This is a genomic window from Streptomyces olivaceoviridis (genome assembly GCF_014650115.1).
Lineage (GTDB): Bacteria > Actinomycetota > Actinomycetes > Streptomycetales > Streptomycetaceae > Streptomyces > Streptomyces olivaceoviridis.
Genome location: NZ_BMUI01000045.1, coordinates 24,131 through 46,169, shown reverse-complemented (window position 1 = coordinate 46,169; position 22,039 = coordinate 24,131). Strand labels below are relative to the sequence as shown.

Genomic DNA, 22,039 nt, shown 5'->3' with positions numbered 1-22,039 from the left:
TGGTCGACGTCGACAGCACCAGCCGCTCCGTGCGGGCGGCGATGTAGCCGAGCATCGTCGTCGGCGAGGACGGCACGAACGGCGGGTTGTGGTGCTCACCCATCGCGAAGACGTCCAGGCCGACCTCCTCCGCCTTCAGCGCGATGGCGACCATGGCCTTGATCCGCTCGCGCTCGGTCGGGGTCCGCCCCGTCGTGGGGTCCGGCGTGACATCGCCGACCGAAAAGATCCCGAACTGGGTGGGTGTCGCGGAGTTTTGCACTGATGTCAAGGGGATGTCCTCGGACTCGACGGGCCTGGTCCCTCGACGCTATGGCGCTGATTCGCCCCGAATGACTTGTCCGTGCACAGCTCTATGACCTGTAGTGCACGGTGTGCGCGCCCGCGCGTCCGGACTGCTCGGCGGCCTTGCCGGAGGTTGTGTCGTGCGTCACGCCATGTCGTGTCACGTCCGGGTGGGCGGCGGTGTCCTGAGGGCCTGACCTGGCGGCGGCGGGGGGGCAAGTCCGTGGTGGCGGCGCGCCAGGTGGCGCACCGCCCCGGGAGCACGGACGGGCGCGGCCTAAGCGCTTCGAGCCCGTCGACGCGGCGAAGACCGCGCGGATCACCGAGCAGTTCATGACCGCGGCGGCGACCGGTGACCTGGAAGGGCTGCTCTCGCTGCTCGCACCGGACGTCACCTGGACCGCGGACGGCGGCGGCAGGACCATCGCGGCGCGGCGGCCGGTGGTGGGAGCGGAGAAGGGGGCCGCGGTCCTCATGCGGACCTTCCGCGGGGGACGGCCGGCAGGCCCGCCGATCGAGGTGGTCACCCGCACCAACGCGCCCGACGGTGGTCCACGGCGGCGACCGCCCCGACGCCGTCTCCCCGGTCGAGATCACCGACGGGAAGATCACCGACGGGAAGATCACCGACGGGAAGATCACCGGCGTCTACGCCGTCCGCGACCCGGACAAGCTCGCCGGGGTGGCGGTTGCGCGCCGGATCAGCCGCTGAAGAGGCCGGGGCGTACGCGGCTCACGTCGTACCCGGTCGTCGTCGCCCGGAGGACGTTCGGCCCCGCGCACGTCACCGCGACCACGACCGCGGCCGGGGGGTGCGCCCGCGCAGGGAGCGGCGCACACGGGCCCGGGCCCTGGCCAGGGCAGGCAGGACCCGGGCAGCATCCGGGGACAGGTCCAGATCGTCGGTCACGGACACCTCGACGCCCCCGCTGTACAGCGACGACAGGTTGTAGAGGAAGGTGCCCAGCGTCGCCAGGCCGGTGCCCAGGACGACTTCCACGGTGACGACGCCGATCGCGATGGCGACGACGGTGCCCAGGTCCGGCAGGACGTCCGGCGCCATGGCCTCCATCAGGATCCAGAGGACGACGGTGGTGGCGAACGCCAGGATGCCGACCCCCGCGAGGAGCAGGAAGCTCGTCACCATCACCGACCAGGGATCCCCCTCGGATATCCGCATCCGGATCGTCCGGGGCCCGGGGGCGGCAGCCGCGCCGGACGCGGGTGCGGGCCCGGCGCCCTCGGCAACACCGGACTCCTCCGACTCTCCCGACTCCTCCGACGCCTCCGGTTCCTTCACCGGAACCGACCGCTCCGCGGGGTGGGGAGGTGCGGTGGATCCGTTCTCGGGGGAGCTGCGGGCTCCGCCGCCCTGCGTCACCGCCGCCTGCTCTCCGGCGATGACGGGGGGCCTGCGCTTGGCTCGACTCATGCCTGTCTCCCTGACTGGCCCGGCAGCCTTCGCAGTGCCCTCCGCCATCGAACGGGCCTCCGTCGACCGCCCGGCGGCCTCTGGGGCCTGCTGGTCCGTGCATCCGACCGTATGGGCGACAGGAGCGCCCCCGCACCCGGACGAGGTCCCGGAGACCGGCCCCGGGAACCGGCCGCGACGGCACGGGAACCGCCTCACAGCGGGCCGGACCCCACCCGCCGAACGACACCGGAACGCCCCCGGACGACACCGCCGAATGGGCGTACGAGTGTGTCGGCCGTACGACGGACACCTGCCCCGAAGGACTGAATCCCGCCCGGCGCGGCGACGACCGGCGCGGCGACGACCGACGCGGCGACGCCCGGCGCCTCGGTGCCCCAGCCGCTCAGGGGCCGGTACGCGTCCGATCCCGTCCAGCGGGGGCGGAGCCGGTAGCCGATGCGGAGTCCGCCCGCACCGCTACGGCGATACAGGCGGCAACTGCCGGTCACCACGCCACCTGTGGTGATCGCGTAGCCGAAGGCCCGCCCGGTCTCCCACTCCGCGCGGGTGTGGGCCGCGGGGGAGGCGAAGAGGCGCACCGTCGCGGACGGCCACTCCACGCCGATGCTCCCCACCGACACACCCCGCCATGTCACCGCCTGTCGCCTGTCGCCTGCCGCCTGTCGCCTGTCGCGTGCCGAAGCGGGGTGCTCGGGTGTGCGTGGCCGGCGCGGGTCAGGCGCCTCGGTCGGCTTCCCGGGCCGCGTGCTCCAGCCGGCTTCGATAGGTTTCCCACCACGCCGGGTCGCCGGGCGCCACGGCGTCGTTGCCCTTGTTCATGCCCACGGCACCGTCCAGGAGTTCGCGGACGATGTCGGCGTGCCCGGCGTGCCGGTGTGTATCGGCGATCACGCGCACCACGGCGTGGTGCAACGTCACCTCGTCCTTGCCGTCGGGCCACCACGGCACCCTGCCGACCGTGTCCAGCGCCAGCGCCTCCACCGTCGCGTCAGCGTGCCGCCACGCCCGGCGGTACAACTCCACGACGAACTCGCGTGACTCGTCGGCGGTGGCCCACATGTCCGCGTTGGATTCAGCGCCTTCGTCGAGCCAGGGCAGCGGCTCGCCGGACGGCCGTCCGAAGGTGTCGCCGAGATATCCCAACTCCACGCCGGCCGCGTGTTTCACCAGGCCGAGGAGGTTGGTGCCGGTAGGCGTCAGCGGGCGGCGGATGTCGTACTCCGAGAGCCCGTCGAGCTTCCACAGCAGGGCATCACGGGCGGACTGGAGGTAGCGATGAAGGTCTGCTTTGGGATCCGGTGTGATCATGCGGCAAGTCTGCCGCCCGCGCGATCCCCCCACACCGCCTTTCCACCACTCCCCGCGCCCGGGGCCCAGGCGGCTAGCGCTCCAGCCACACCCCGTCGCGCATGACGACTCGACCGCGTAGTTCCGGCTCACCGCGCCAGGCGCGCACAGTCCTCGGGACCACGCGCACGTACACGAAGGATCCCTCTTCCACACGTGGGTCCCACCCGAACTTGTCGGCGAACGCCTCCGCCGCGTCTTTGGGCACCTCCTGGTCCGGGAAGCACTCCGCCTCACCCTGGAGGAGCACCACGTCGAAGGTGTCCGGTAGCGACAGGCGCACGCGCGGCTCTTCGCGGACGTTGCGCACCGTCGCGGAAGTGGCGCTGGTGCACACCCACACCGCTCGCCCGTCCCACCAGAACCACAGCGGCACCTGGTGCGGCCCGTGATCAGGGTGAGCCGTCGACACCCACATGTCCCGCTCGGTGACGAGCCGCTCCAGAGTGTCGCGCATACGCTCCGCCGTCCGGCGGCGAACGCTTCCCGTGGTCTCCATGCGGGCCGACCCTAGCCGAGCAGGCACGAAGCGCGCCTGAGGCGCAGGACCTACGCCCAGCGACCGATGAACCCCTCGGCGCTCGGCTGACCCCTCGGCTCTTGGGCCGGCCTACCAGGCGTCCGGACGGGTGCCGAGGGTGGCGCCCGCCGACGCGGCCACCACGCACAGCACCGCCGGCCACTGCGACCAGTGCAGCGACTCGTGCAGCACGACGAGGCCGATGAGGGCCGCCATCGCCGGTTCGAGGCTCATCAGGATGCCGAACACGCGCGGTGGGATCCTGCGCAGTGCTTCCAGATCCAGCGAGTACGGGATCACCGACGACAACAGTGCCACGCCGAACCCCGCGAGCAGGACCCACGGCTGGATCAGCGCCGTTCCGCTGTCGGCCACGCCGAACGGCACAGCCACCAGCGCCGCGACGGCCATGCCCAGGGCCAGGCCGCCGCCCTCCGTGGTGTGGCGGCCCAGTGCCGCGCCGACCAGGATGTACAGGCCCCAGCACGTTCCCGCGGCGAGGGCGAACAGAAACCCGACGAGATCGAGGTCGCCGCGTCCCTCCATCAGCAGGACCACACCGCCTGCCGCGAGCAGGGCCCAGAACGCGTCCAGCCATCTCCGCGACCCGGCCAGCGCCACCACCAGCGGCCCGAGGAACTCGGTGGTCACCGCGATCCCCAGCGGGATCCGGGACAGGGCCAGGTAGAAACACAGGTTCATCAGGCCGAGGACCACGCCGTAGCCGACCACGACCGTCCACGCGCGACGGCGCATACGCGGCGACGGCCGCCACACCACCAGCAGCACCGCCGCCGCGAAGAACAGCCGTAGCGCGACCGTCCCGAAGCTGCCCACCGCGCTGAACAGGTGCTTGGCCGGTGCCGAGCCCACCTGCACGCTGACGATGCCGAGAATGACCAGCGCCGTCGGCGGGATCGCACCGAAGCCACGTCCGGCCGGCGTGGTCAGGGAGAACCGGGGGGACGGGCCGCCTTCGGCCGTGTCGACGTTCATGGTGGCCATCCGGGGATTGTCGACGGCCGGGCGCGTCGCGGCACGTGGTTTTCCCGGCCGTGCCCGGTCGCGCCCGGCCGCGCCGAGTGGCCTTCTAGGCGGACGCCTTCGTGTAGGTGAGGACGATGGTCCCGTTGTCGAACACGCGGCTGCCGGTGAGCTTGAAGGCGCGCGGCGAGAACTCGGCGCGGAAGAGGGGAATTCCGGAACCGGCCACGACCGGGTACTGCTTGATGACCAACTCGTCGATCTCGGGGAGGAGTTGGCCCGCCAGGTCGGCACCGCCGCAGAGCCAGACGCCCAGGCCCTCCTCCTGCTTGAGCCGGCGGACCAGCGCGGCCGGGTCCTCGGTGGTGACCTCGACGGACGCGTCAGGGCCGACGCCCAGCGAGCGGGAGACGACGATCTGCCGCAGATGCGCGTAAGGGCTGGTGAGACCCGCGGCGAGGCCCGGCTCGTAGGTGCCGCGGCCCATGACGACGGTGTCGAAGTGCGTGTTGGGGGCGTCCGCGACGCCGAGGGCCGCGCGCGCCGGAGTGGACAGGGTCTCCGGGAAGTCGACCGTGAGGTGCGGGAGGTAGTCCTCGGTGAGGTACGGGGCGAAGAAGTCGTACTCGCCGTCGGGGCCCGCGATGAAACCGTCGATGGTGCCGGCGACGAAGTAGGTGAGCTTGCGCATGCATGTCCTTGCGGGTCGAGTGACGTGTGCCGGGTGACGTGGGTCGACTGACGCACATCGGGTGAGGTCTCTCGTCGACGACAACACGCGCACTTCGCGCATCCCCCGTTCCCCGTCCCCCGGATCGTGGCCCGGGTTCCGGCCACGGCCGACGATTCTGCGACATCCCCCGGGCCTTGCCGCAAGCCCCTCAGGACGTTGTACGTTGATCACGACGGGGAGTCCCGATGTCGTACATGGTGCCGTCGGCGACGGCCCGGCGGCCAGGTGCCGGAGATCGCCCCCCTGATCGCCGGCTTCCTGGACCGCACCCGGAAGTGACCGGTACCGGGTCCGGGACAGGGCGGCCCGGTCCGCCGGAGCGGACCGTTCTCGGCGCCGCCGGTCTCCGCCGTCGCTCAGAACGTCCACCGTGTGTGCGAGTAGACCCCGTCGTTCCGGCCGAAGCCGTACGCCGTGGCCGGGGTCAGCGCGAACACCACCGCGTCGCCCCTGCGGAACGCGTCGCCGATGCCGTGGAAGGGGCCCTCGGGCGAGGTGATGTGCGGCCCGTACTTCGCCTCGTACGCCGTGATCACCTTCTCCAGGGCCGCCCGGTCGGTGACGGGCTCCGCCGTGCCCTCGACGACCAGGTCGAGCCCCTGGGTGAGGGAGTTCCCCCCGGTGGTCAGCGCGCAGTGCGCGTCGTGGGCGAGGTTCCTCGCCTTCTGCTCCCCGGGACCGGTGGCGAAGTACAGCACCCCGTCGTGCCAGGTGGCGATGACGGGGGTGACGTGCAGCCGGCCGTCGGGCCGCACCGTGGAGACCCAGAAGATCTCGGCGGCCTCCAGCTTCCGCCGGGCCTCGGCCCACTCGGTGGCGGTGACGTCCGCGGCACCCGGGCGGGGGTTGGTCGCGGAGCTGTAGCGGGCGTCGAGCTCGGCCGTGGGGTGAGTCGCGGGGCCTGGTGCGGCCATGGCGGATCTCCCTTCTCTCTCCGGAACACCTGACAGAGACCTGAGGGAGACCTGAAGCCCCCGCAGGCATCATCGCCCCCGGCCGCCTGCCCCACCTCCCGTGCCGGAGGCGCCGCCGGGCAGCGCGGCGAATCGGCGCAGCGGTTCGTCGCGGCCGGCCAGGAGCCGTCACTCGGGCTGAGCCGCCTGTTCGCCAGGGAGACCTCCGGGCCGAGGTGTTGACGATCGTCCGGCCACGCTCCTCCAGAAGTCCCGCATCAGCGGCGTCGGCGTCGGGTTCTCCATCGCCACCTGCGTCAGGAGGATCGCGACCGTTCCCGTGGCCGGGACGATGTGCGCCGTCGTGCCCGTGCCGCCCACCCAGCCGTAGCGGCCGGGGACGTTCCAGGGGTCGGCCGGGGTGACGTCGACCTGGCCGCCGTAGCCCCAGCCCTGGCCCTCCAGGAAGAGCGTGGCGCGGGCGCGCTGCTCCGCCGTGAGGTGGTCGGTGGTCATACGGCCGACCGAGGTGCGGGTCAGGAGGCGCCGGCCGCCCGCCTCACCTCCGTTCACCAGCATGCGCGCGAAGGCCAGCCAGTCGTCGGCCGTGGAGACGAGACCCCCGCCGCCCGAGTGGAAGCGCGGGAGGCGGCTCCACAGCCCGTCGGGGGTGTCCGCCGGTTCCAGGGTTCCGTCCGGGGACGGGGTGTAGGACGAGGTGAAGCGGTGCCGCTTCCCCTCCGGGACCTCGAAGGCCGTGTCCTTCATGCCCAGCGGCTCGAAGACGCGTTCCGCGAGGAAGTCGGGGAGCGTACGGCCCGACGCGCGGGCGACCAGGATCCCCTGGAGGTCGGAGGAGGTGCCGTACAGCCAGGCGTCTCCCGGGTGGCGCAGCATCGGCACCCGCGCGAGGAGAGCCAGCCAGGTGTCCGGGTCCGGCCAGTCCTGAAGGGCGCGGCCGTCCTTCTGCACCGTGAACAGGGACCGCACCGCCGGGAGGGAGAAGTCGTCGGGGAACCCCCAGCCGGTGCGGGAGCTGAGCAGGTCCTCGACCGTGATCGGGCGGGCCGCCGGGACGACGTCGTCGACCGGGGCGTCAGGGGTGCGCACCACGTTCGGCTTCGCCAGCTCCGGCAGCCACCGCTCGACCGGCGCGTCCAGGGCGAGCCGCCCCTCCTCCACGAGCATCAGCACCGCCGCCGCTGTGACGGGCTTGGTGAGGGACGCGACACGGAAGAGCGAGTCCCGCGCCATCGGCGCCGTGCCGCCGGTGTCCAGCGAGCCTGCGGTCACCACCTCCACGTCGTCCCCGTGGGCGACCAGGCCGACGGCGCCCGGCACCTGCCCCTCGTCGACATACCGGTGCAGGGTCTCGCGCAGCGTGTTCATCGGTGGCCTTCCGCTCGGGTGGTCCTCCTGTGTACGACTCCGGAGCCGGCGGGAAATCACCGCTCCGCCGTGGCTGTGGCGCGGACACTCTCCGCGACGGCCTCGGCGAGGACCTCACCGCGGCGGCGTCGAGGGACGAATCCCTCGTGCCGCCCGGCGACGCCGACCGGGCACGCGGGGCCGGCGACGGGCACACGTACAGAAGAGCTCACCGTCGTCCGCCACGCCCCAGGCACCCCCGCCCCCACCGGGAAGGCACCGCTTTCCAGGACCGTACCGCTTCATGCGCCGGCCACCCGATTCCCTTCTTTCGTGTGCACCCACCCGGACTTCCCCGCCGGGCCCCCGGCGGCGAGCCGATAGTGGAGGGGCCGCCGGGGCCCGGGATCCGGCGGCGTCCCGTCGGACAGCGCTACAGCAGAGGTGACACACCATGCCCACCACCGAGGCGAACGACCGCGTCCAGCTCGTCTTCTCCCTGTTCGACGCCGACGGCAACGGCGTCCTGGAATCCGATGACTTCGAGCTGATGGGCAAGCGGGTCGTCGCGGCGGTGCCCGAGGCCGGCGACATCGCGAGAAGCGCGATGCTCGGTGCCTTCCGCCGCTACTGGGAGACACTCGTCCGGGAGCTGGACGCCAACGGCGACGGGCGGATCAGCGCCGAGGAGTTCACCGCCGTGGTGCTCAACCCCGAGCGGTTCGACGCGACGGTCGACGAGTTCGCGGACGCCCTGGCCACCATGGGCGACCCGGACGGCGACGGCTTCGTCGAGCGCCCCCATTTCACCGCGCTGATGACGGCCATCGGCTTCCGGCGTCCCAACATCGACGTCCTGTTCGACGCCTTCGAGCCGGTCGACGGCGACCGTATCCCCGCGATCACCTGGGCGGACGGCATCCGGGACTACTACCGCCCCGAGAAGGCCGGTATCCCCGGCGACCACCTCACCGCGGGCACACTCCGGTGATCCGCCCCCGAACCGCCGTACCAGCGGAGGAGTTACGCACCCCCAAGCCCGTCATCGGCCTCGCGGTGGGCCGGGGTACCGGTCCCGAGGTCGCGGACGTCTTCGAGCGCGTGCTCGGCGCGCTCACCGCCGGTCACCCGCACGGCGTGGCGATCGAGCGCTCCCCCCGCCTCTACCACTCCTACGTGTCGCTCCGCGCCGAACGGGACGTCGCCAGGATCCGGGCACTGACCGCCGAGGACGCGGACCACTACGAGCGGTTCTGCCGCACCCGGGCCGAGCGGGGCACCGAGGCGGTCTTCCGCACCGCCATCAACGCCCAGTCCCTCTACCTCGTCCGGCAGCGGCTGCGCGCCGTGAAGGTCGACCTGCTCACCGACGCCGGGCGTTCCCTGCTCCTCGTGCGGGACCAGGCCCAGGGTTTCTACACCGGGGAGAACCGGCACACGCCCGGCGAGGTCACCCGCACCATGACCTTCAGCCGGGAGATCACCGAGGCCGTCGTCGGCCACGCCCTGCGGCGAGCCAGGAGGGAATGGCCGGACGGGCGCCTCGACCGCATCGTCATGGCGTACAAGTTCCATCTGCTGGACGGTGCCCTCGACGCCTGGGTGGCCGACCTCGCGGACCGGCTCGGCATACGCATCGACCTGTTCCAGCCGGACACGGTCAACCGCAACCTGCTCACCCACGGCCTGCCCGACCGCACGCTCATCGTCGCCGGGAACGAGTGGGCCGACATCATGCACGTCATGCTGCTCGACCGGTTCGGCTCCGACCGGCAGGAGAACCGCTGCACCGAGAACGTCTGCCTCGACCCCGGCCTGTCCGGCCTGGTCGAGTACCAGACGGTGCACGGGTCCGCCGACGACCTCGCCGGGCGTGACCTGGTCAACCCGGTGGCGACGATCCGCGCGGCGGCGCTCGTCGCGGAACGCCACGCCGGACGCCCCGGAGCGGTACGGGCCACCGAGCGAGCCCTGCGCATGCTCGACGAGCGGGGCGTTCGCACCCCCGACCTCGGCGGGCGGTACTCCACCACCGCCGTGGTCGACGCCCTGCTCGACTGCCTCGACATGCCCGGAGCCGACGGGACGCCGAAGGACGCCGCCCTGGTCGGCGGATCGTGACCGCCGGGGAACCGGACGGGGCGACGGCCCTGGTCGTCGTGGACGTGCAGAACGACTTCTGCACCGGCCCGACGGCCCAGGCCCGCTTCGGCAAGGACACGTCCCGCTTCCGCACGGACAAGTCCCGCTTCGGCCAGGACAGGGACCCGGCGGTGCTGGAGGCGGCCGTCGCCGGCTGCGTCCGGGCGGCGGACCAGGCCCGCGAGCGCGGTGTGGAGGTGATCTTCGTACGGTTCGTCGGCGACCCCGAGCACCAGGGGGCCGCCTGGCGGCTGCGGGACAGCGTCCTCGGCAAGCAGCCCAAGTGCCTGGACGGCTCCTGGGGAGCGGAGTTCCACGCGGTCGCCCCGGCCCCGGGCGAGCGGGTCTTCACCAAACGCGCCTGCTTCGACGCCTTCCTCGGCGACGGCTTCGCGGAACACCTCGCCGCGCGGGGCGTGGGTCACCTGGTCCTCGCCGGGCTGTACGCGGACGTGTGCGTGGACACCACCGCCCGTACGGCGTTCCAGAAGGGCTTCCACGTGACCGTCCTGACGGACTGCACCGCCGCGCTGCACCTGCCGTACGACGCCGTACTGCGGTTCATGCGCGTCGTCTACGGCGCCCGGACCACCACCGCGCACGACCCGCGGGCGTGGACCGCGCCCGTGCCCCGAACCGAGGAGGAGGAGTCGTGCGTCCTGCCACCGGGCTGACCACCGGTGTGACGGAGGGCGTGGGCCGCACCGCCCTTCTGGTGGCCGCGGCCCGCGCGATCGAGACCCATCGCGCTGACGCCCTGGCCCGGGACCGGTTCGCGGAGCACTTCGTGCGCGCGGCACCGGCCTCGGCGGGCTGGCCGGTCCGCCCGGAGCAGGTGCCCACCGGTGACGCCGATCCGCTGTGGGGCCGCCTCGGCCGCTACTTCGGCCTGCGCACCCGCGTCCTGGACGACCACCTGCTCCACTCGGTCCGCCGGGGCGCCCGCCAGGTGGTGCTGCTGGGCGCGGGCCTGGACTGCCGGGCGTTCCGGCTGGACTGGCCGCCGGGCTGTCAGGTCCACGAGGTGGACACCGCAGGTGTGCTGGCGTTCAAACAAGCGGTGCTCGACCAGGCCGGAGCCACCCCCACGGCCGGCCGCCGCGCCCTCGCGGCCGACCTCCGGCTCGACTGGACCGGGGCACTGCTGGACGCGGGCTTCGACCCGGCCGAGCCCACCGCGTGGCTGGCGGAGGGGCTGCTGCTCTACCTCCCCGCGGCGGCCGAGCACCGCCTCATCGCCACGATCGACCGGCTGAGCGCGCCGGGCAGCACCCTGGCCTACGAGATCAAGCCCGTCACCGAGTCGTCACGGGTACGGGCCGGCCCGGTCTACACCGCGGCGAGACAGCGGCTCGGCATCGACCTGCTCGCCCTGTTCGACGGCGAGCCACGCCCTGACTCGGCGGGCCGACTCGCTGAACGCGGCTGGACGGTGACGGTCCGCACCCCGTACCACTTCACCGCCCTGCACGGCCGCGGCCCCCGCCCGCAGCCGGACGACGCCCTGGCGACCAACCGCTGGATCTTCGCCTCGGCCCCCGGCTAGCGCCGGGGCCCGTCAGCTGCTGTCAGGGTGGCCGGAGCGGAGGGTGGCCGTCCAAGAGGTGGGGGTCAGGCCGGTCTGGCGCCGGAAGAAGGTGGTGAAGTTTCCGGCGTCGCGGAATCCGAGGCGGTGCGCGCAGCCGCCGACGGACAGGCCGGTGTGGGCGAGCAGCCGTTTCGCTTCGAGCAGGATGCGCTGGTCGAGGTATGTCTTGGCGCCGGTTCCGGTGGCGGCACGGGTCGCCCGGGTGAGTGTCCGCGGGTCGTAGCCGAGTGCGTGGGCGTAGTCGGAGACCTGGTGCCAGTCGGCGAAGTGCTCCTCGACCGCGGTGCGGTAGGCATCGAAGACCTCCAGCCGTCGGCCCCCGGTCGTGTCTGGAGAAGCCGGTGGGGACGTCGTGGGCAGGACGCGCAACAGCAGTGCCGCCAGCAGATGGGCGAGCAGCGCGGAGGACGCCAGACGCGGCGCTCGCACGGCCGCGTGCTGCTCACGCTGAAGGTGACCGGCGGCCAGCTCCGCGAGCGCGAGGGCGTCCAGCGGCAGGTGCCAGCAGACGGGAGAGGAGGCACCCACCGATTCGAGAGCGGGATCGGGCAGGAAGCCCGGCTGGAACAGGATCAAGGGGCCTTCGACACGCTCGACGTCGCTCCACCGGTGCACGACACCGGGCCTGATCCACACGACGTCGCCCTCGCGCAGCTCGTAGGGGCGGAAGTCCGCTTCGTGCGCGCCGCGTCCGCCGGTGATCAGGGCGAGGACGTGGAAGTCGGGGCGCTGCAACCGGGTCCGACGCCGGTCGGTGTCCGTCTCCCGCAGGGCGGCGAAGCTGAGCGCCTCCACGCCGTGGGTGGCTCCGACAGCGGGGAGGTACCGCAACTGCCGCACGACAGCGTGACCGTTTTCCACAACAGATCAGTCTCTTTCCACCAGGAGGAAGTGCTCCACCGGCATAGCGTCGTCCCCGTACCTGACGGCAGGTGCCCAGCCCCGGACGGGCGAGAGCCCTACGGGAGTCACCGCCTGCGCGACATCGAGGAGATGGACGAGTGTCGAATACTACAAAGACCGTGGCCGTGGCCGGCGGCTCCCTGGAGGCCCGGATCGAGGGCGAGCGCGGGCCCACGCTCGTGTTCGCGCACTACTGGGGAGGCTCGGCCGGCACGTGGGACGAGGTGGTCCGGCGCCTGCCGCCCGAGCAGGCGACGGTCCGCTTCGACCAGCGCGGCTGGGGCACCTCCCGGCAGCTGCCGGGGCCGTATCACCTCGACCGGCTCGCCGACGACCTCCTCCGCGTGGTCGAGGAATGCGTGACGGGCCCCTTCGTCCTCGTCGGTCACTCCATGGGCGGCAAGGTCGGCCAACTGGTCGCGGCCCGCCGTCCCGCCGGCCTGATCGGCGCGGTCCTGGTCGCGCCCGCTCCCGCGCGGCCCGCCCCGGCCGTGACCGAGGAGTACCGCCAGGCGCTGTCCCACGCCTACGACTCGCCCGAGTCCGTCGGCCACGCCCTGGACCACGTCCTGACCGCCGTGTCCGTGCCGGCGCCGGTACGGGACGCGATCGTGCGGGACAGCCTCGCCGCCGCCCCCGAGGCCCGCACGGAGTGGCCGTTGCGGGGGATCGCGCAGGACATCACCGAACAGGCCCGTCACATCCGAGTCCCCGTGGCGGTGCTGGCCGGCGAGCACGACAAGGTGGAGCCACCCGCTGTGCTGCGCGCATGCCTGCTGCCCTACGTCCCGCATGCGACCCTCACCACCGTCCCCGGCGCCGGGCACCTCCTTCCCCTGGAGGCCCCCGAGGCGATCGCCGATGCCCTGGTCGACTTCCTGGCAACCACCCGCGGCGCCGTCGCCCCCTCACGGCGATGAGGAGCCGTCGCCCCCGACCGTGATACTAATACCGGTATAAGTATTGGGTCGACGTGCTCCGGGGAGACGAAGACATGGTGGAGATCAAGACCGATGCCGCACTGGACGCGATGCGGGAAGCCGGGCGTGTGGTGGCCCGCGCCCTGGCCGCGGTCCGGGAGGCGGCCGGTGTGGGGGTGTCCCTGCGAGAACTGGACGAAGCGGCACGGGCGGTTCTGGCCGACGCCGGAGCCGGCTCCCCGTTCCTCGGATACCGGCCGTCCTTCGCCCCGGTCGCCTTCCCGGCCGTGATCTGCGCGTCCGTCAACGATGCGGTGTCGCACGGCATCCCCACCGGCTACCGGCTGCGCGACGGCGACCTGGTGAGCATCGACTGCGGCGCCGAACTCGACGGCTGGACGGGCGACGCGGCCATCAGCTTCACCGTCGGAACGCCGCGCCCCGGCGACGTCGACCTGATCGACGCCACCCAGGAAGCCCTCGACGCCGGCATCGCCGCCGCCCGGGTGGGCGGTCGCATCGGCGACATCTCCCACGCCATCGACACCGTCGCCCGCAAGGCGGGCTGCGGCATGCCCGCCGACTTCGGCGGCCACGGCATCGGCCGGCGCATGCACGAAGACCCCCACGTCCCCAACCGTGGCCGCCCCGGCCGCGGCTTCCCCCTCCGTCACGGACTGGTCCTCGCCATCGAACCCATGCTCATGGCCGGCGGGCGGAACACCTACCGCACCGATGCCGACGGCTGGACCCTGCGCACCACCGACGGCAGCAGGGCCGCCCACATCGAGCACACCGTCGCCATCACCGACCAGGGCCCCCGCGTCCTGACCCTGCCCTGACGCCCCCGTGAGCGGGACGCCACCGCACTACTGAGCGTCGACGCGGGGCGTGCCGTACCAGCGCCACGTGGTCAGGCGCGGCCGGCCGGGAAGCGCTGAGCGACCGGTCGCCCAGAGGAGGGTCCGCCACCGGTCGGTATCGGCCGGGGCGTCGGGGAAGAGCCGGGCCAGCACGCGGTCGCACAGGTCGGCGGGCGGTGTCCACTCCAGCCCCAGGCCCTCGGCGACGTCGTGGGTGTGCACCAGGGTCTCGACGACGCCCATCGCGGCGAAACCCTCGGGGTCGGAGGCACCGAAGACGTGGTGTGCCCGCACCGTGGGCGGTGCGGTGCGGACGATCGCGGTCAGCAAGGCGCCACTGGCGTCCAGCACGTGCAGCAGACCCGCCGTACCGGCCTCGCGGTCCGCGAAGACGGCGTTCGCCGGGCCGCCCGGCCTCCTCCGGCTCCACGCGAAGGGCACATGGGTGTCCAGGAGCGGGTTCGCCGGGCCGAGTTGGACGGCGTAGGAGAACAGGTCGTCGGCGAGGTGCTCGACGGTCTCCCAGCAGTCCCACTCCAGGGAACCGGCCGTGACACTCCAGTCCCGCGCCTCGGCCGCACGCAGAGTGGCGAGCGCCGAGCGGACGGCACGTTCGACGTCGGCCGCGGTGACCGGGCCGCTCACTGATCGCTCTGCGGTAGCCATGGCGTGACCGTACCAATGATCGTCCGCTGCCAGGGGACCGGGCAACGGTCAGGGACCACCGCGTGCGTGCGCCCCGGGTGCGATTCAGGTCGTCGCCCGTACCGCGTCACGGATCAGTTCGGCGACGTCTGCCGGGTGCGTCAGGGGAACGGCGTGTGTGGCACCGCCTATTTCGAGGAGTGTCGCCTCGGCCCGCCTGGCGCAGAAGCGCACGGCTTCGGGGCTGCTGGCCGGGTCGGCGCCGGCCAGCAGCATCCAGGACGGCCGGGTCCGCCACGCCGCGGCCGGTGCGGCCTCGGTGCGGGCGACTTCGGCGAAGGGATGCCCTGTGCCGAGCGGGTGCGCCATCTCTTCGAGGTGGCCGGCCACGGTGGGGGAGGGGAAGCGTCGCTCCAGGTCGCGCACGCTTTCACCTTCCGCCAGGGCGTACGCCGCGATGTAGACCAGTCCGACGACGTTCGGCGCCGTGCCGGCGGCGGAGATGACCGTGCCGCCGTACGCGTGGCCGACGAGCACGACGGGGCCGGCGATCCGCGAGGCGACGGAGGAGATGTACGCGGCATCGGCCGCCAGGCCCCCGAGGGGGTTCGCGGGAGCTGTCACCGGGACGGCGTGGTGGTGCAACCGTGCGACGACGCGCAGCCAGATGCTCGCGTCGGTGAAGGCCCCATGGAGAAGAAGGGCGGTGGGAGTCGTGACCACGTCACTCCTTGGCATGGGTGGGGGGACGGTGCCGCCGTTCCGGTCGAGTCACGACTGCTGGGCGGTGCGCCACTCGGCGGGGGAGACGCCGTACTGCGCGCGGAACGCTCTGCTGAAGTGGGAGGCGCTGGCGAAGCCGTACTGATGTGCCACGGTGGCGATCGTCCTGCCGGCGTGGCGCGTCATGTCGCGTCGGCTCGCCTCCAGCCGGCGCTGCCGGACGAAGCCGCTCACGGTGGTGCTCTCCCCCTCGAAGAGCTTGTGCAGGTAGCGCGGCGAGATGTGATGGGCGCGGGCGATCATCACGGGGGAGAGCGCGGGATCGGTGAGGTGTTCGTCGATGAACGTCCGGACGCGTTCCAGCAGGGCGCGGTTGCCGCCGCCCCGAGGTCCCTGGCGCGTGCTGCCGATCCGTTCGTCGATCAGCGTGGCGAGCAGATTCAGCGTGGTGTGGGCCACCAGCTCACGGGTGCGCGAGGGAAGTGTGCCCGCCTTGTCGACGAGCCTGGTGATGAACGGAGACATCAAGGTGCCCACCGGTGTGCCGGGGCCGAGCGGGGTGGCCGTGATGTCGGCTGTCTGTCGCGCGCTCAGGCCCAGGTCGCGTCGGCGCAGGACGAGGGAATGCGCCTGGAACGACTCCGGGATGTCCAGGCGGAGGGGGCGCGCCGTGTCGTAGACCACGACGTCCCCCGGGCCCAGGCGGGTGTCCCGGCCGTCCTGCTCGATCCGGGCGACGCCTGTCGCCAGGACGTTCACCACCACGTGCGCGCTCTCCGGCCCGGCGGCGATGTGCTGGGGGCCGCGCCGCACGGACAGGCGGTCGCCGGTCACGGTGACGCTCCGCAGAGGGCCGAGCGGTGTGGTGTGGATGGTGCCCGAGTACGCGTCGTGCGGGAGGGAGAGGCTGACGGTCCCGAAGGTCCGGGACCATGCGTCGCGCCAGTAGCCCTGCCTGTCCGCACCGGGCGGCAGCGCGTCAGTGGTGTAGAAGCTGTCCGCGTCGTCGCACGCGTCCGGGACGGACGGAGGCAAAGCCATGAAGTCGTCTCGCTTTCTTTCCAGACGAGCTTCACGACCGGCGCGTACCGCGCGCTTCCCACGATCCGCGCCGATCGCGGAAGCGGTCGTGGGATACGGAGCGACTACTCAGCGTGTTCCCGCTCGGCGGCGAGCCGGGCGAGTTCGACCCGCGAGGTGATGTCCAGCTTGGTGAACGCGTGCCGCAGGTGCGAGCTGACCGTGTGCGGGGAGATGCCCAGGTGCTCGGCGGTCCGGCCGTTCGTCAGCCCCTGGGCCACCAGCCGGACCACCGCCACCTCCGAGGCGGTCAGCTCGGGCCAGGCGGCGGCGAGCCTCCGGGACGACGTACGGCGCCGGGGGGCACCCACGGCACGCAGCCGGCGCCGGACGCGCGCGGCATCCCGTTCGGCGCCCGCCTGCGTGTAGAGGTTGAGCGCGGCGTCCAGGTGCGGGACGGCCTCGGCGGCGCGCCGCGAGGCGAGCTTGCGGCCCGCGTCTTCGAGCGCGGACGCCCGGGGCAGCAGCCGGGGAACGCCCTCGTACAGCTCGACGGCGCGCAGCAGGACGGCCAGGTCGTTGTCGAGCAGCCCGCGGGCGTGCGCGGCGACGGCCGCCAGGACCGGGAAGCGGGGATTGCGCTCCGCCCGCAGCTCGGCCGTCGCCACCGCTTCGGCGGCGCGCCCGGTCGCCCCCGCCCGCAGCGCCAGGCGGACGAAGACGACGGTGTCGGCGGGATCGTCCGGACTCGCCAGCGAGGGACCCACCAGGCCGAACGTGCTGACCGCCTCGGACAGGACCTCCATGGCCCGATCGGGACGGCCCTCGTAGTCCGCGACCAGCGCCAGCAGCCAGGACCCCACATTGCGCACCAGGAGCGCGGGATCGGCGATCATGCGGTCGCGCACATCGGCGGCGTAGGCCCGCACCGCCTCGCGGTCGTCGGTGTGCACGGCGACGCGCAGCAGCGTGTAGAGGACGGTCGCGTCGGCGAAGTTGCCCAGGCCGAGGTCCTGGACCATGGCCGCCGCCGCCTCCGCCTCCGCTCGCGCGTCCTCCAGCCGGCCGGCGTCCAGCAGTACCCGGCACCGGTTGCTCAGCCACAGACTCATCGCCGCGGCCTGGCCCTGCCGCCGGGTCTCGCGGACGCCGGACGCGGACTCCTCCAGCGCCTCCTCCACGCGGGCCGCCGCGTTCAGCAGGAACGCCTTCCACAGGGCCTCCGGCACCCACAAGGAGTGCGCGATACCCACGTCGGCGGCCAGCCGGGCCGCGTCCTCGGCGAGGGCGAAGGCCCGGTCCCAGTCCAGCCGGTAGAACCACACCACCGAATCGACCGCCACCGCGGTCGCCCGGGCGGCCCCGTCCCCCGCGTCGTCGGCGGCGTCCAGCGCCTCGGCCACCGCGTCGGCGGTCGCCCGGAAGTCCCCGACCATCGAGAGGTTCAGACACTCCAGGGCCAGCAACTGGGCCCGCAACGCGGGTGCCGCACCGGCCAGGGCGGCTCCGGCACGCGCCTGACGGACGGCTTCCGTGAAGTCGTACTGACTCGACACCCGGGCCAGCCCCAGACGGACCTGCGCCTCGGCCTCCGGCGCCATCGTTCCCGGCAGCGCGGCGGCGGCGAGCGCCCGCCCCTCGGCCGCCTGCCCGGCCTGCCAGAACAGCAGCACCGTCTCCGCGATGATCACAGGACGCTCCGCGGCCCCTCCGTCCGTGAGCTCCAGGGCCCGCCGGCTGAGCGCCAGGGCCGACGACGGAGCGGACGCCGACAGTTCCGCGGCGGCCTGCCGCAGCAGTTCCACGGCCACCCGGTCACCCGCCTCGGCACTGTCCGCGAGCAGGGCGGCCACCTCGGTCACCGGCGCGCCACGCCGCAGCAGGACGTCGGCCGCGTGCCGCCGCACCGCTTTGCGCACCGCCACCGGAAGGCTGCCTTCCACGGCTTCGCGGAACAGGTCGTGACGGAACAGCAGACGCTCGCCCTCCTCGACGAACAGCGACGCGTCCAGAGCCTCCTGAACCGGCCCGATCAGTGCCGCGGTCGGCGTGCCGAGCAACTCGGCCAGGAGACCGACGGTGACCGTACGGCCCACCGCGGCGGCGGCCCGTACGACCTCCCTGGCCTGTGGGGAGATCTGGTCGAGATGCCGGCGCACCGAACCCTGGAAACCCGTCGGCAGGGCCGGCCCCGTCAGCACCGCCACGCCGTCGGTGACGGTGACGGCCCGCTCCTCGCGCAAGCCGCGCAACAGCTCCACCACCAGCAGGGGCACGCCCTCGGCCCGCCGCACCACACTCAGTGTGGCCTCGTCGGGCACGGCTCCCAGCACGTCCTCCGCGATCCCCGTGACCGCGGTGTCCGGCAGCGGACCGAGCGGGAGCCGGTGTCCCCCGATGCTCTCCAGGTGGTCGATCATCGTACGGACGCCCGGCGCGACCACGGTGCTGCGTACGGTCACCACCCACAGGATGGCGTGGGCCGACAACCGGACCGACAAGGTCCGCAGCGCCAGCAGGGTCACGTCGTCCAGCCACTGGACGTCGTCCATCGTGATCACCAAGGGCGTGTCCAGCGCCACCTGCTCCAGCCGGTCCTGCAACTCCTGCAACAACCAGAACCGCTGCTCGGGGGCCGCGGCCAGACTCCGCAGCCTGTCCACGTCGAACAACGAACCCGAGCCCGTCGACAGCCCGTCCAGCAGCGGCCCGAGCGGAACGAACTGGCCGTCGGGATCCGCGCCTCCCCGGAACAGACGCAGCCTGCGCTCGACCGCCATGCGCTGCACTTCCGCGAGCAGACGCGTCTTGCCGCTCCCGGGAAGACCCTCGATGCACACGACACCGCCGCGGCCTTCGGCCAACGCGTCGAAACGTGCGCCGAGGAAGGCGAGCTCCTCGTCACGGCCCCGTACACGTGGTTGCACGCCGTCGGCACGAGCCGACATCCGCGGCTGTAGGAAGCGGTCCACACGGCCCTCCACCAGGCATCGAAGCGGGCAGGGCCCCGGCCCGCCGCACGGACGCGGCACACCCCGCCCTCACCACCCTACAAAGCCGCAGGTCAGCGCCGCCGTGGTGCGCACTGTGACAATGATCGCCGAGCCTGGGGGGATGGCGTCCGCAGCGGCAACGGAGTCGGATGTCCCACCTCCTCCCGGAGTGGAGGGCGACTTCGGGGAACTGACCGCACGGCCACGGGGTTTCGGCGATCCTGGGTGACCGTGACCGAAAGTCTGCGTGAGACAACTCCGGACGCTGAGGTCAGGGCACTTCTCCGGGCCCTGGACGGACAGCGGCGCCACGTCCTCGGCATCCTCGACGGGCTCGACGCGAAGGATCTGCGCCGGCCCGTGCTGCCCTCCGGATGGCACTGCCTGGGACTGGTCCAGCACCTCGCGCTGGACGTGGAGCGGTTCTGGTTCCGCGCGGTCCTCACCGGGGACGAGGAGGTCATCCGTGGTCTGACGAGCGGCGACGAAGCGTGGCAGGTGGCCCCGGAGGTCTCGGCCGTCGACGTGCTCGACCGGTACAGGCAGGAGACGGAACTCGCCGATGCCGTGATCACCGGCACCCCTGCCGACGCCGGGTTGGCCTGGTGGCCCCACGACCTGTTCGGTGAACCGCACCTGCACACCCTGCGCGACGTCCTGCTGCACGTCATCACCGAGACGGCGTGCCACGCCGGCCACCTCGACGCGGCCCGGGAACTCATCGACGGCCGGCGCTGGCTGGTCCTGACGACTTGACGACTTGACGACCTGGCCCGAGCCGTGGCACGGGCGCCGCCCGCCGGCGAGTGGTCCGCCATGCCTGGCGGCCATGGTGGTCGGAGAAGGAGGGCACGGAGCGGCCGTCGTGGCGCGCCCCGTGGGCACCGGGACCGCCGGCCGGGTCCTCGGCGGCGGCCGGACGGTCCTGGCGCCACTCCTTCAGAGGCTGCGCGCGGAGATGTCACCGTGGGAGGTGGTGGCGCGGATGTCCAGTGCGGCGGTGCCGTCGTTCCTGAGGGCGTTGTGTACGCGACCGCGGCCGGTCTCGGCGTCCAGGGTCGCCGAGACGCCGTCGGCGGCGGTGACCGAGATGTCGCCGGACTGGGTGCGGAGCACGACCGTCCCGTGCGCGGCCTCGCTGATCCGGATGTCGCCCCTGGCGGTGCTGATGTCCGCCGAACCGTTCAGCCGGCCGACCTCCACGTCGCCGTCGAGCGCGGTGAGGCGGACGCTCGCGGCCTCGTCGACCTTGATCCGGCGGTACGCCCCGTCGAAGGCGACGTCCCCGAGGCGTCCGACGCCCCGGAACTCGGCGCCGGCGGCCTTGCCCTCGATGCCGGAGCCGGCGGGCAGCTGGACGGTGACCTCCAGGGAGCCGGAGGGACCGAAGAGCTGGTTGCCGCCGGCCGGGGCCGTGATCCGCAGGACACCGTCGGTGTAGGTGACGGTGGTCTGCTCGGCGGCCTTGGCGTCACGGCTCTTGGACGGGTCGGCGGGCCGGACCTCGACCGTGGTGTCGGCGCGGTCCGAGGCGATGAACTGGACGCGGCCGGCGGGGATGTCGACGACGGCGGTGACCGGGGCGGCGGTGTCGAACTTCTGCATCGTGCTCTCCCGTGTTCGTTCTTGTTTCCGACAACGGAAACGCTACGTTGCTTTCCAATTCTCAACAACGTACTTGTTGCATCTGATCTGCATTCGTGCAGCTAGAAGGCATTAAAGTGTTGCAACGGCTCCATTGGTAACGCAACGACACCCCTCCGTCTTCATTGCAATGGAGCAGTGGTGAACGCTATGGTGGGCCCGGTAACCGCCGTGCACGACCCCCGAGGAGGCCCCGTTGCCGGGAGGCAGGCTCACTCAGCAGGAACGCCAGCAGATCGCGCTGGGGCTGGCCGACGGTCTCGCCTACGCAGAGATCGCCCGGCGCCTCGGCCGTCCGACCTCCACGATCACCCGTGAGGTGATGCGCAACGGCGGCCCCGCCGCCTACCGCGCCGAGCTGGCCCACCGCGCCACCGAACGCCGCGCACGCCGGCGCAGGCCCGCCTCCTCCCTGGACCCGCAGTCGGTCCCCCAGTCGCACGGACGCGACGCGGAGGCCGTGGCCGAGTACGAGGAGGCGCTCACCACCGTCCTCATGGCCTCGGGGCTGCCCAAGATGACGGCCCGGGTGCTGACCTGCCTGTTCACCACCGACGCGGGCAGCCTCACCGCGTCCGGACTCGCCCAGCGCCTCCAGGTCAGCCCGGCGTCCGTCTCCAAGGCGATCACCTTCCTGGAGGGCCAGAGCCTGGTCCGCCGGGAGCGCGACGAACGCCGCCGCGACCGCTACGTCGTCGACGACGAACTCTTCTACCAGGCGACGATCGCCAGCGCCCGCGCCAACGACCAGCTCGTCGAAACCGCACGCCGGGGCGTCACCGTCCTCGGGTCCCACACCCCCGCCGCCGCCCGTCTGGAGAACATCGCCCGCTTTCTCGACTTCATCAGCGAGAGCATCACCCGCGCCGCCGAACAGGCCCGCGAAGTTCTCCACACCAAACCCGCCACCACCCCGAACGACACCACCCGACCCGGCCCGCACCACGGATAGCCGTCCGGGCGGTACGGCGGGGTGACCACCGGGATCCCACCCCTCCCGCCGGGCAGCCGGACTGCCCGGCGAGCCGGCGCT

At 72.6% G+C, this 22,039-nt stretch carries 24 protein-coding genes; 9 read left to right on the top strand and 15 right to left on the bottom strand.

Annotated features, from left to right (window positions below):
- Positions 1-262: LLM class flavin-dependent oxidoreductase (locus IE273_RS40325; RefSeq protein WP_189820079.1), on the bottom strand; the 262-nt coding region annotated here is incomplete at its 3' end.
- A gap of 570 nt (positions 263-832) precedes the next feature.
- Here IE273_RS40325 and IE273_RS40320 point away from each other — a divergent pair.
- A complete protein-coding gene (locus IE273_RS40320; RefSeq protein ID WP_229888072.1) occupies positions 833-997 on the top strand; it encodes an RNA polymerase subunit sigma in 165 nt (54 codons plus the stop codon).
- A gap of 72 nt (positions 998-1,069) precedes the next feature.
- On the opposite strand, the gene IE273_RS40315 is transcribed toward IE273_RS40320, so the two are convergent.
- From IE273_RS40315 to IE273_RS40280, 8 genes are all read right to left on the bottom strand, one after another.
- Entirely contained in the window at positions 1,070-1,717 is a 648-nt protein-coding gene (locus IE273_RS40315; RefSeq protein WP_229888071.1) for a DUF3566 domain-containing protein, read from the bottom strand.
- A gap of 194 nt (positions 1,718-1,911) precedes the next feature.
- Entirely contained in the window at positions 1,912-2,319 is a 408-nt protein-coding gene (locus tag IE273_RS40310; RefSeq protein ID WP_189820071.1) for a hypothetical protein, read from the bottom strand.
- 115 nt (positions 2,320-2,434) lie between these two features.
- Positions 2,435-3,028: a DinB family protein gene (locus tag IE273_RS40305; RefSeq protein ID WP_189820070.1), complete on the bottom strand. Its 594-nt coding sequence runs from the start codon at positions 3,026-3,028 to the stop codon at positions 2,435-2,437.
- 73 nt (positions 3,029-3,101) lie between these two features.
- Positions 3,102-3,566 (bottom strand): pyridoxamine 5'-phosphate oxidase family protein, encoded by a 465-nt coding sequence (locus IE273_RS40300; protein WP_189820069.1) that lies wholly within the window; start codon positions 3,564-3,566, stop codon positions 3,102-3,104.
- A 111-nt stretch (positions 3,567-3,677) separates the two neighbouring features.
- Positions 3,678-4,592 carry an EamA family transporter gene (locus IE273_RS40295; RefSeq protein WP_229888070.1) on the bottom strand — a complete coding sequence of 305 codons (915 nt, stop codon included), beginning with the start codon at positions 4,590-4,592 and terminating at the stop codon, positions 3,678-3,680.
- 85 nt (positions 4,593-4,677) lie between these two features.
- Positions 4,678-5,262, bottom strand: a complete 585-nt coding sequence (locus IE273_RS40290; RefSeq protein WP_189820068.1) for a dihydrofolate reductase family protein — start codon at positions 5,260-5,262, stop codon at positions 4,678-4,680.
- Between the two features lie 398 nt (positions 5,263-5,660).
- A complete protein-coding gene (locus tag IE273_RS40285; RefSeq protein WP_189820067.1) occupies positions 5,661-6,218 on the bottom strand; it encodes a pyridoxamine 5'-phosphate oxidase family protein in 558 nt (185 codons plus the stop codon).
- Between the two features lie 168 nt (positions 6,219-6,386).
- On the bottom strand, positions 6,387-7,586 hold the full coding sequence (locus tag IE273_RS40280; RefSeq protein ID WP_189820066.1) for a serine hydrolase domain-containing protein: 1,200 nt from the start codon (positions 7,584-7,586) through the stop codon (positions 6,387-6,389).
- A 433-nt stretch (positions 7,587-8,019) separates the two neighbouring features.
- On the opposite strand from IE273_RS40280, the gene IE273_RS45430 reads away from it, so the two are divergent.
- From IE273_RS45430 to IE273_RS40260, 4 genes are read left to right on the top strand one after another with little or no spacing between them, the layout of a single operon-like run.
- Positions 8,020-8,556, top strand: coding sequence for an EF-hand domain-containing protein (locus IE273_RS45430; protein WP_189820065.1), 537 nt, complete (start codon positions 8,020-8,022; stop codon positions 8,554-8,556).
- Entirely contained in the window at positions 8,553-9,686 is a 1,134-nt protein-coding gene (locus tag IE273_RS40270) for an isocitrate/isopropylmalate family dehydrogenase (RefSeq protein WP_229888069.1), read from the top strand. Before IE273_RS45430 ends, IE273_RS40270 begins: the two co-directional genes overlap by 4 nt.
- Positions 9,683-10,381, top strand: coding sequence for a cysteine hydrolase family protein (locus tag IE273_RS40265; RefSeq protein ID WP_189820064.1), 699 nt, complete (start codon positions 9,683-9,685; stop codon positions 10,379-10,381). The genes IE273_RS40270 and IE273_RS40265 overlap by 4 nt, the downstream gene beginning before the upstream one ends.
- Positions 10,360-11,253: a class I SAM-dependent methyltransferase gene (locus IE273_RS40260; RefSeq protein WP_229888068.1), complete on the top strand. Its 894-nt coding sequence runs from the start codon at positions 10,360-10,362 to the stop codon at positions 11,251-11,253. Before IE273_RS40265 ends, IE273_RS40260 begins: the two co-directional genes overlap by 22 nt.
- A gap of 12 nt (positions 11,254-11,265) precedes the next feature.
- Here the strand turns inward: IE273_RS40260 and IE273_RS40255 are convergent, their stop codons facing one another.
- The gene (locus IE273_RS40255; RefSeq protein ID WP_189820063.1) at positions 11,266-12,156 is read right to left on the bottom strand and encodes a helix-turn-helix domain-containing protein; all 891 of its coding nucleotides are present in this window, start codon (positions 12,154-12,156) and stop codon (positions 11,266-11,268) included.
- 161 nt (positions 12,157-12,317) lie between these two features.
- Here IE273_RS40255 and IE273_RS40250 point away from each other — a divergent pair, with 161 nt between their 5' ends.
- On the top strand, positions 12,318-13,118 hold the full coding sequence (locus IE273_RS40250) for an alpha/beta fold hydrolase (protein ID WP_189820074.1): 801 nt from the start codon (positions 12,318-12,320) through the stop codon (positions 13,116-13,118).
- A gap of 74 nt (positions 13,119-13,192) precedes the next feature.
- Entirely contained in the window at positions 13,193-13,960 is a 768-nt protein-coding gene (gene map, locus IE273_RS40245; RefSeq protein ID WP_189820062.1) for a type I methionyl aminopeptidase, read from the top strand.
- Positions 13,961-13,987: 27 nt separating this feature from the next.
- On the opposite strand, the gene IE273_RS40240 is transcribed toward map, so the two are convergent.
- The 4 genes from IE273_RS40240 to IE273_RS40225 all read right to left on the bottom strand — a co-directional run bounded on the left by IE273_RS40240 (position 13,988) and on the right by IE273_RS40225 (position 19,341).
- Entirely contained in the window at positions 13,988-14,647 is a 660-nt protein-coding gene (locus IE273_RS40240) for an RNA-binding protein (protein WP_189820061.1), read from the bottom strand.
- Positions 14,648-14,731: 84 nt separating this feature from the next.
- On the bottom strand, positions 14,732-15,349 hold the full coding sequence (locus tag IE273_RS40235; RefSeq protein WP_189820060.1) for an alpha/beta fold hydrolase: 618 nt from the start codon (positions 15,347-15,349) through the stop codon (positions 14,732-14,734).
- A gap of 48 nt (positions 15,350-15,397) precedes the next feature.
- On the bottom strand, positions 15,398-16,390 hold the full coding sequence (locus tag IE273_RS40230) for an AraC-like ligand-binding domain-containing protein (RefSeq protein WP_189820059.1): 993 nt from the start codon (positions 16,388-16,390) through the stop codon (positions 15,398-15,400).
- A 104-nt stretch (positions 16,391-16,494) separates the two neighbouring features.
- Positions 16,495-19,341 carry an ATP-binding protein gene (locus tag IE273_RS40225; RefSeq protein WP_189820058.1) on the bottom strand — a complete coding sequence of 949 codons (2,847 nt, stop codon included), beginning with the start codon at positions 19,339-19,341 and terminating at the stop codon, positions 16,495-16,497.
- A 252-nt stretch (positions 19,342-19,593) separates the two neighbouring features.
- Here IE273_RS40225 and IE273_RS40220 point away from each other — a divergent pair, with 252 nt between their 5' ends.
- The gene (locus IE273_RS40220) at positions 19,594-20,118 is read left to right on the top strand and encodes a DinB family protein (protein ID WP_373309490.1); all 525 of its coding nucleotides are present in this window, start codon (positions 19,594-19,596) and stop codon (positions 20,116-20,118) included.
- 183 nt (positions 20,119-20,301) lie between these two features.
- Here the strand turns inward: IE273_RS40220 and IE273_RS40215 are convergent, their stop codons facing one another.
- Positions 20,302-20,967, bottom strand: coding sequence for a DUF4097 family beta strand repeat-containing protein (locus IE273_RS40215; protein ID WP_189820056.1), 666 nt, complete (start codon positions 20,965-20,967; stop codon positions 20,302-20,304).
- Positions 20,968-21,202: 235 nt separating this feature from the next.
- Between IE273_RS40215 and IE273_RS40210 the strand changes: the two genes are divergently transcribed.
- Positions 21,203-21,958 (top strand): helix-turn-helix domain-containing protein, encoded by a 756-nt coding sequence (locus IE273_RS40210; protein ID WP_189820055.1) that lies wholly within the window; start codon positions 21,203-21,205, stop codon positions 21,956-21,958.
- Positions 21,959-22,039 lie beyond the last annotated feature (81 nt).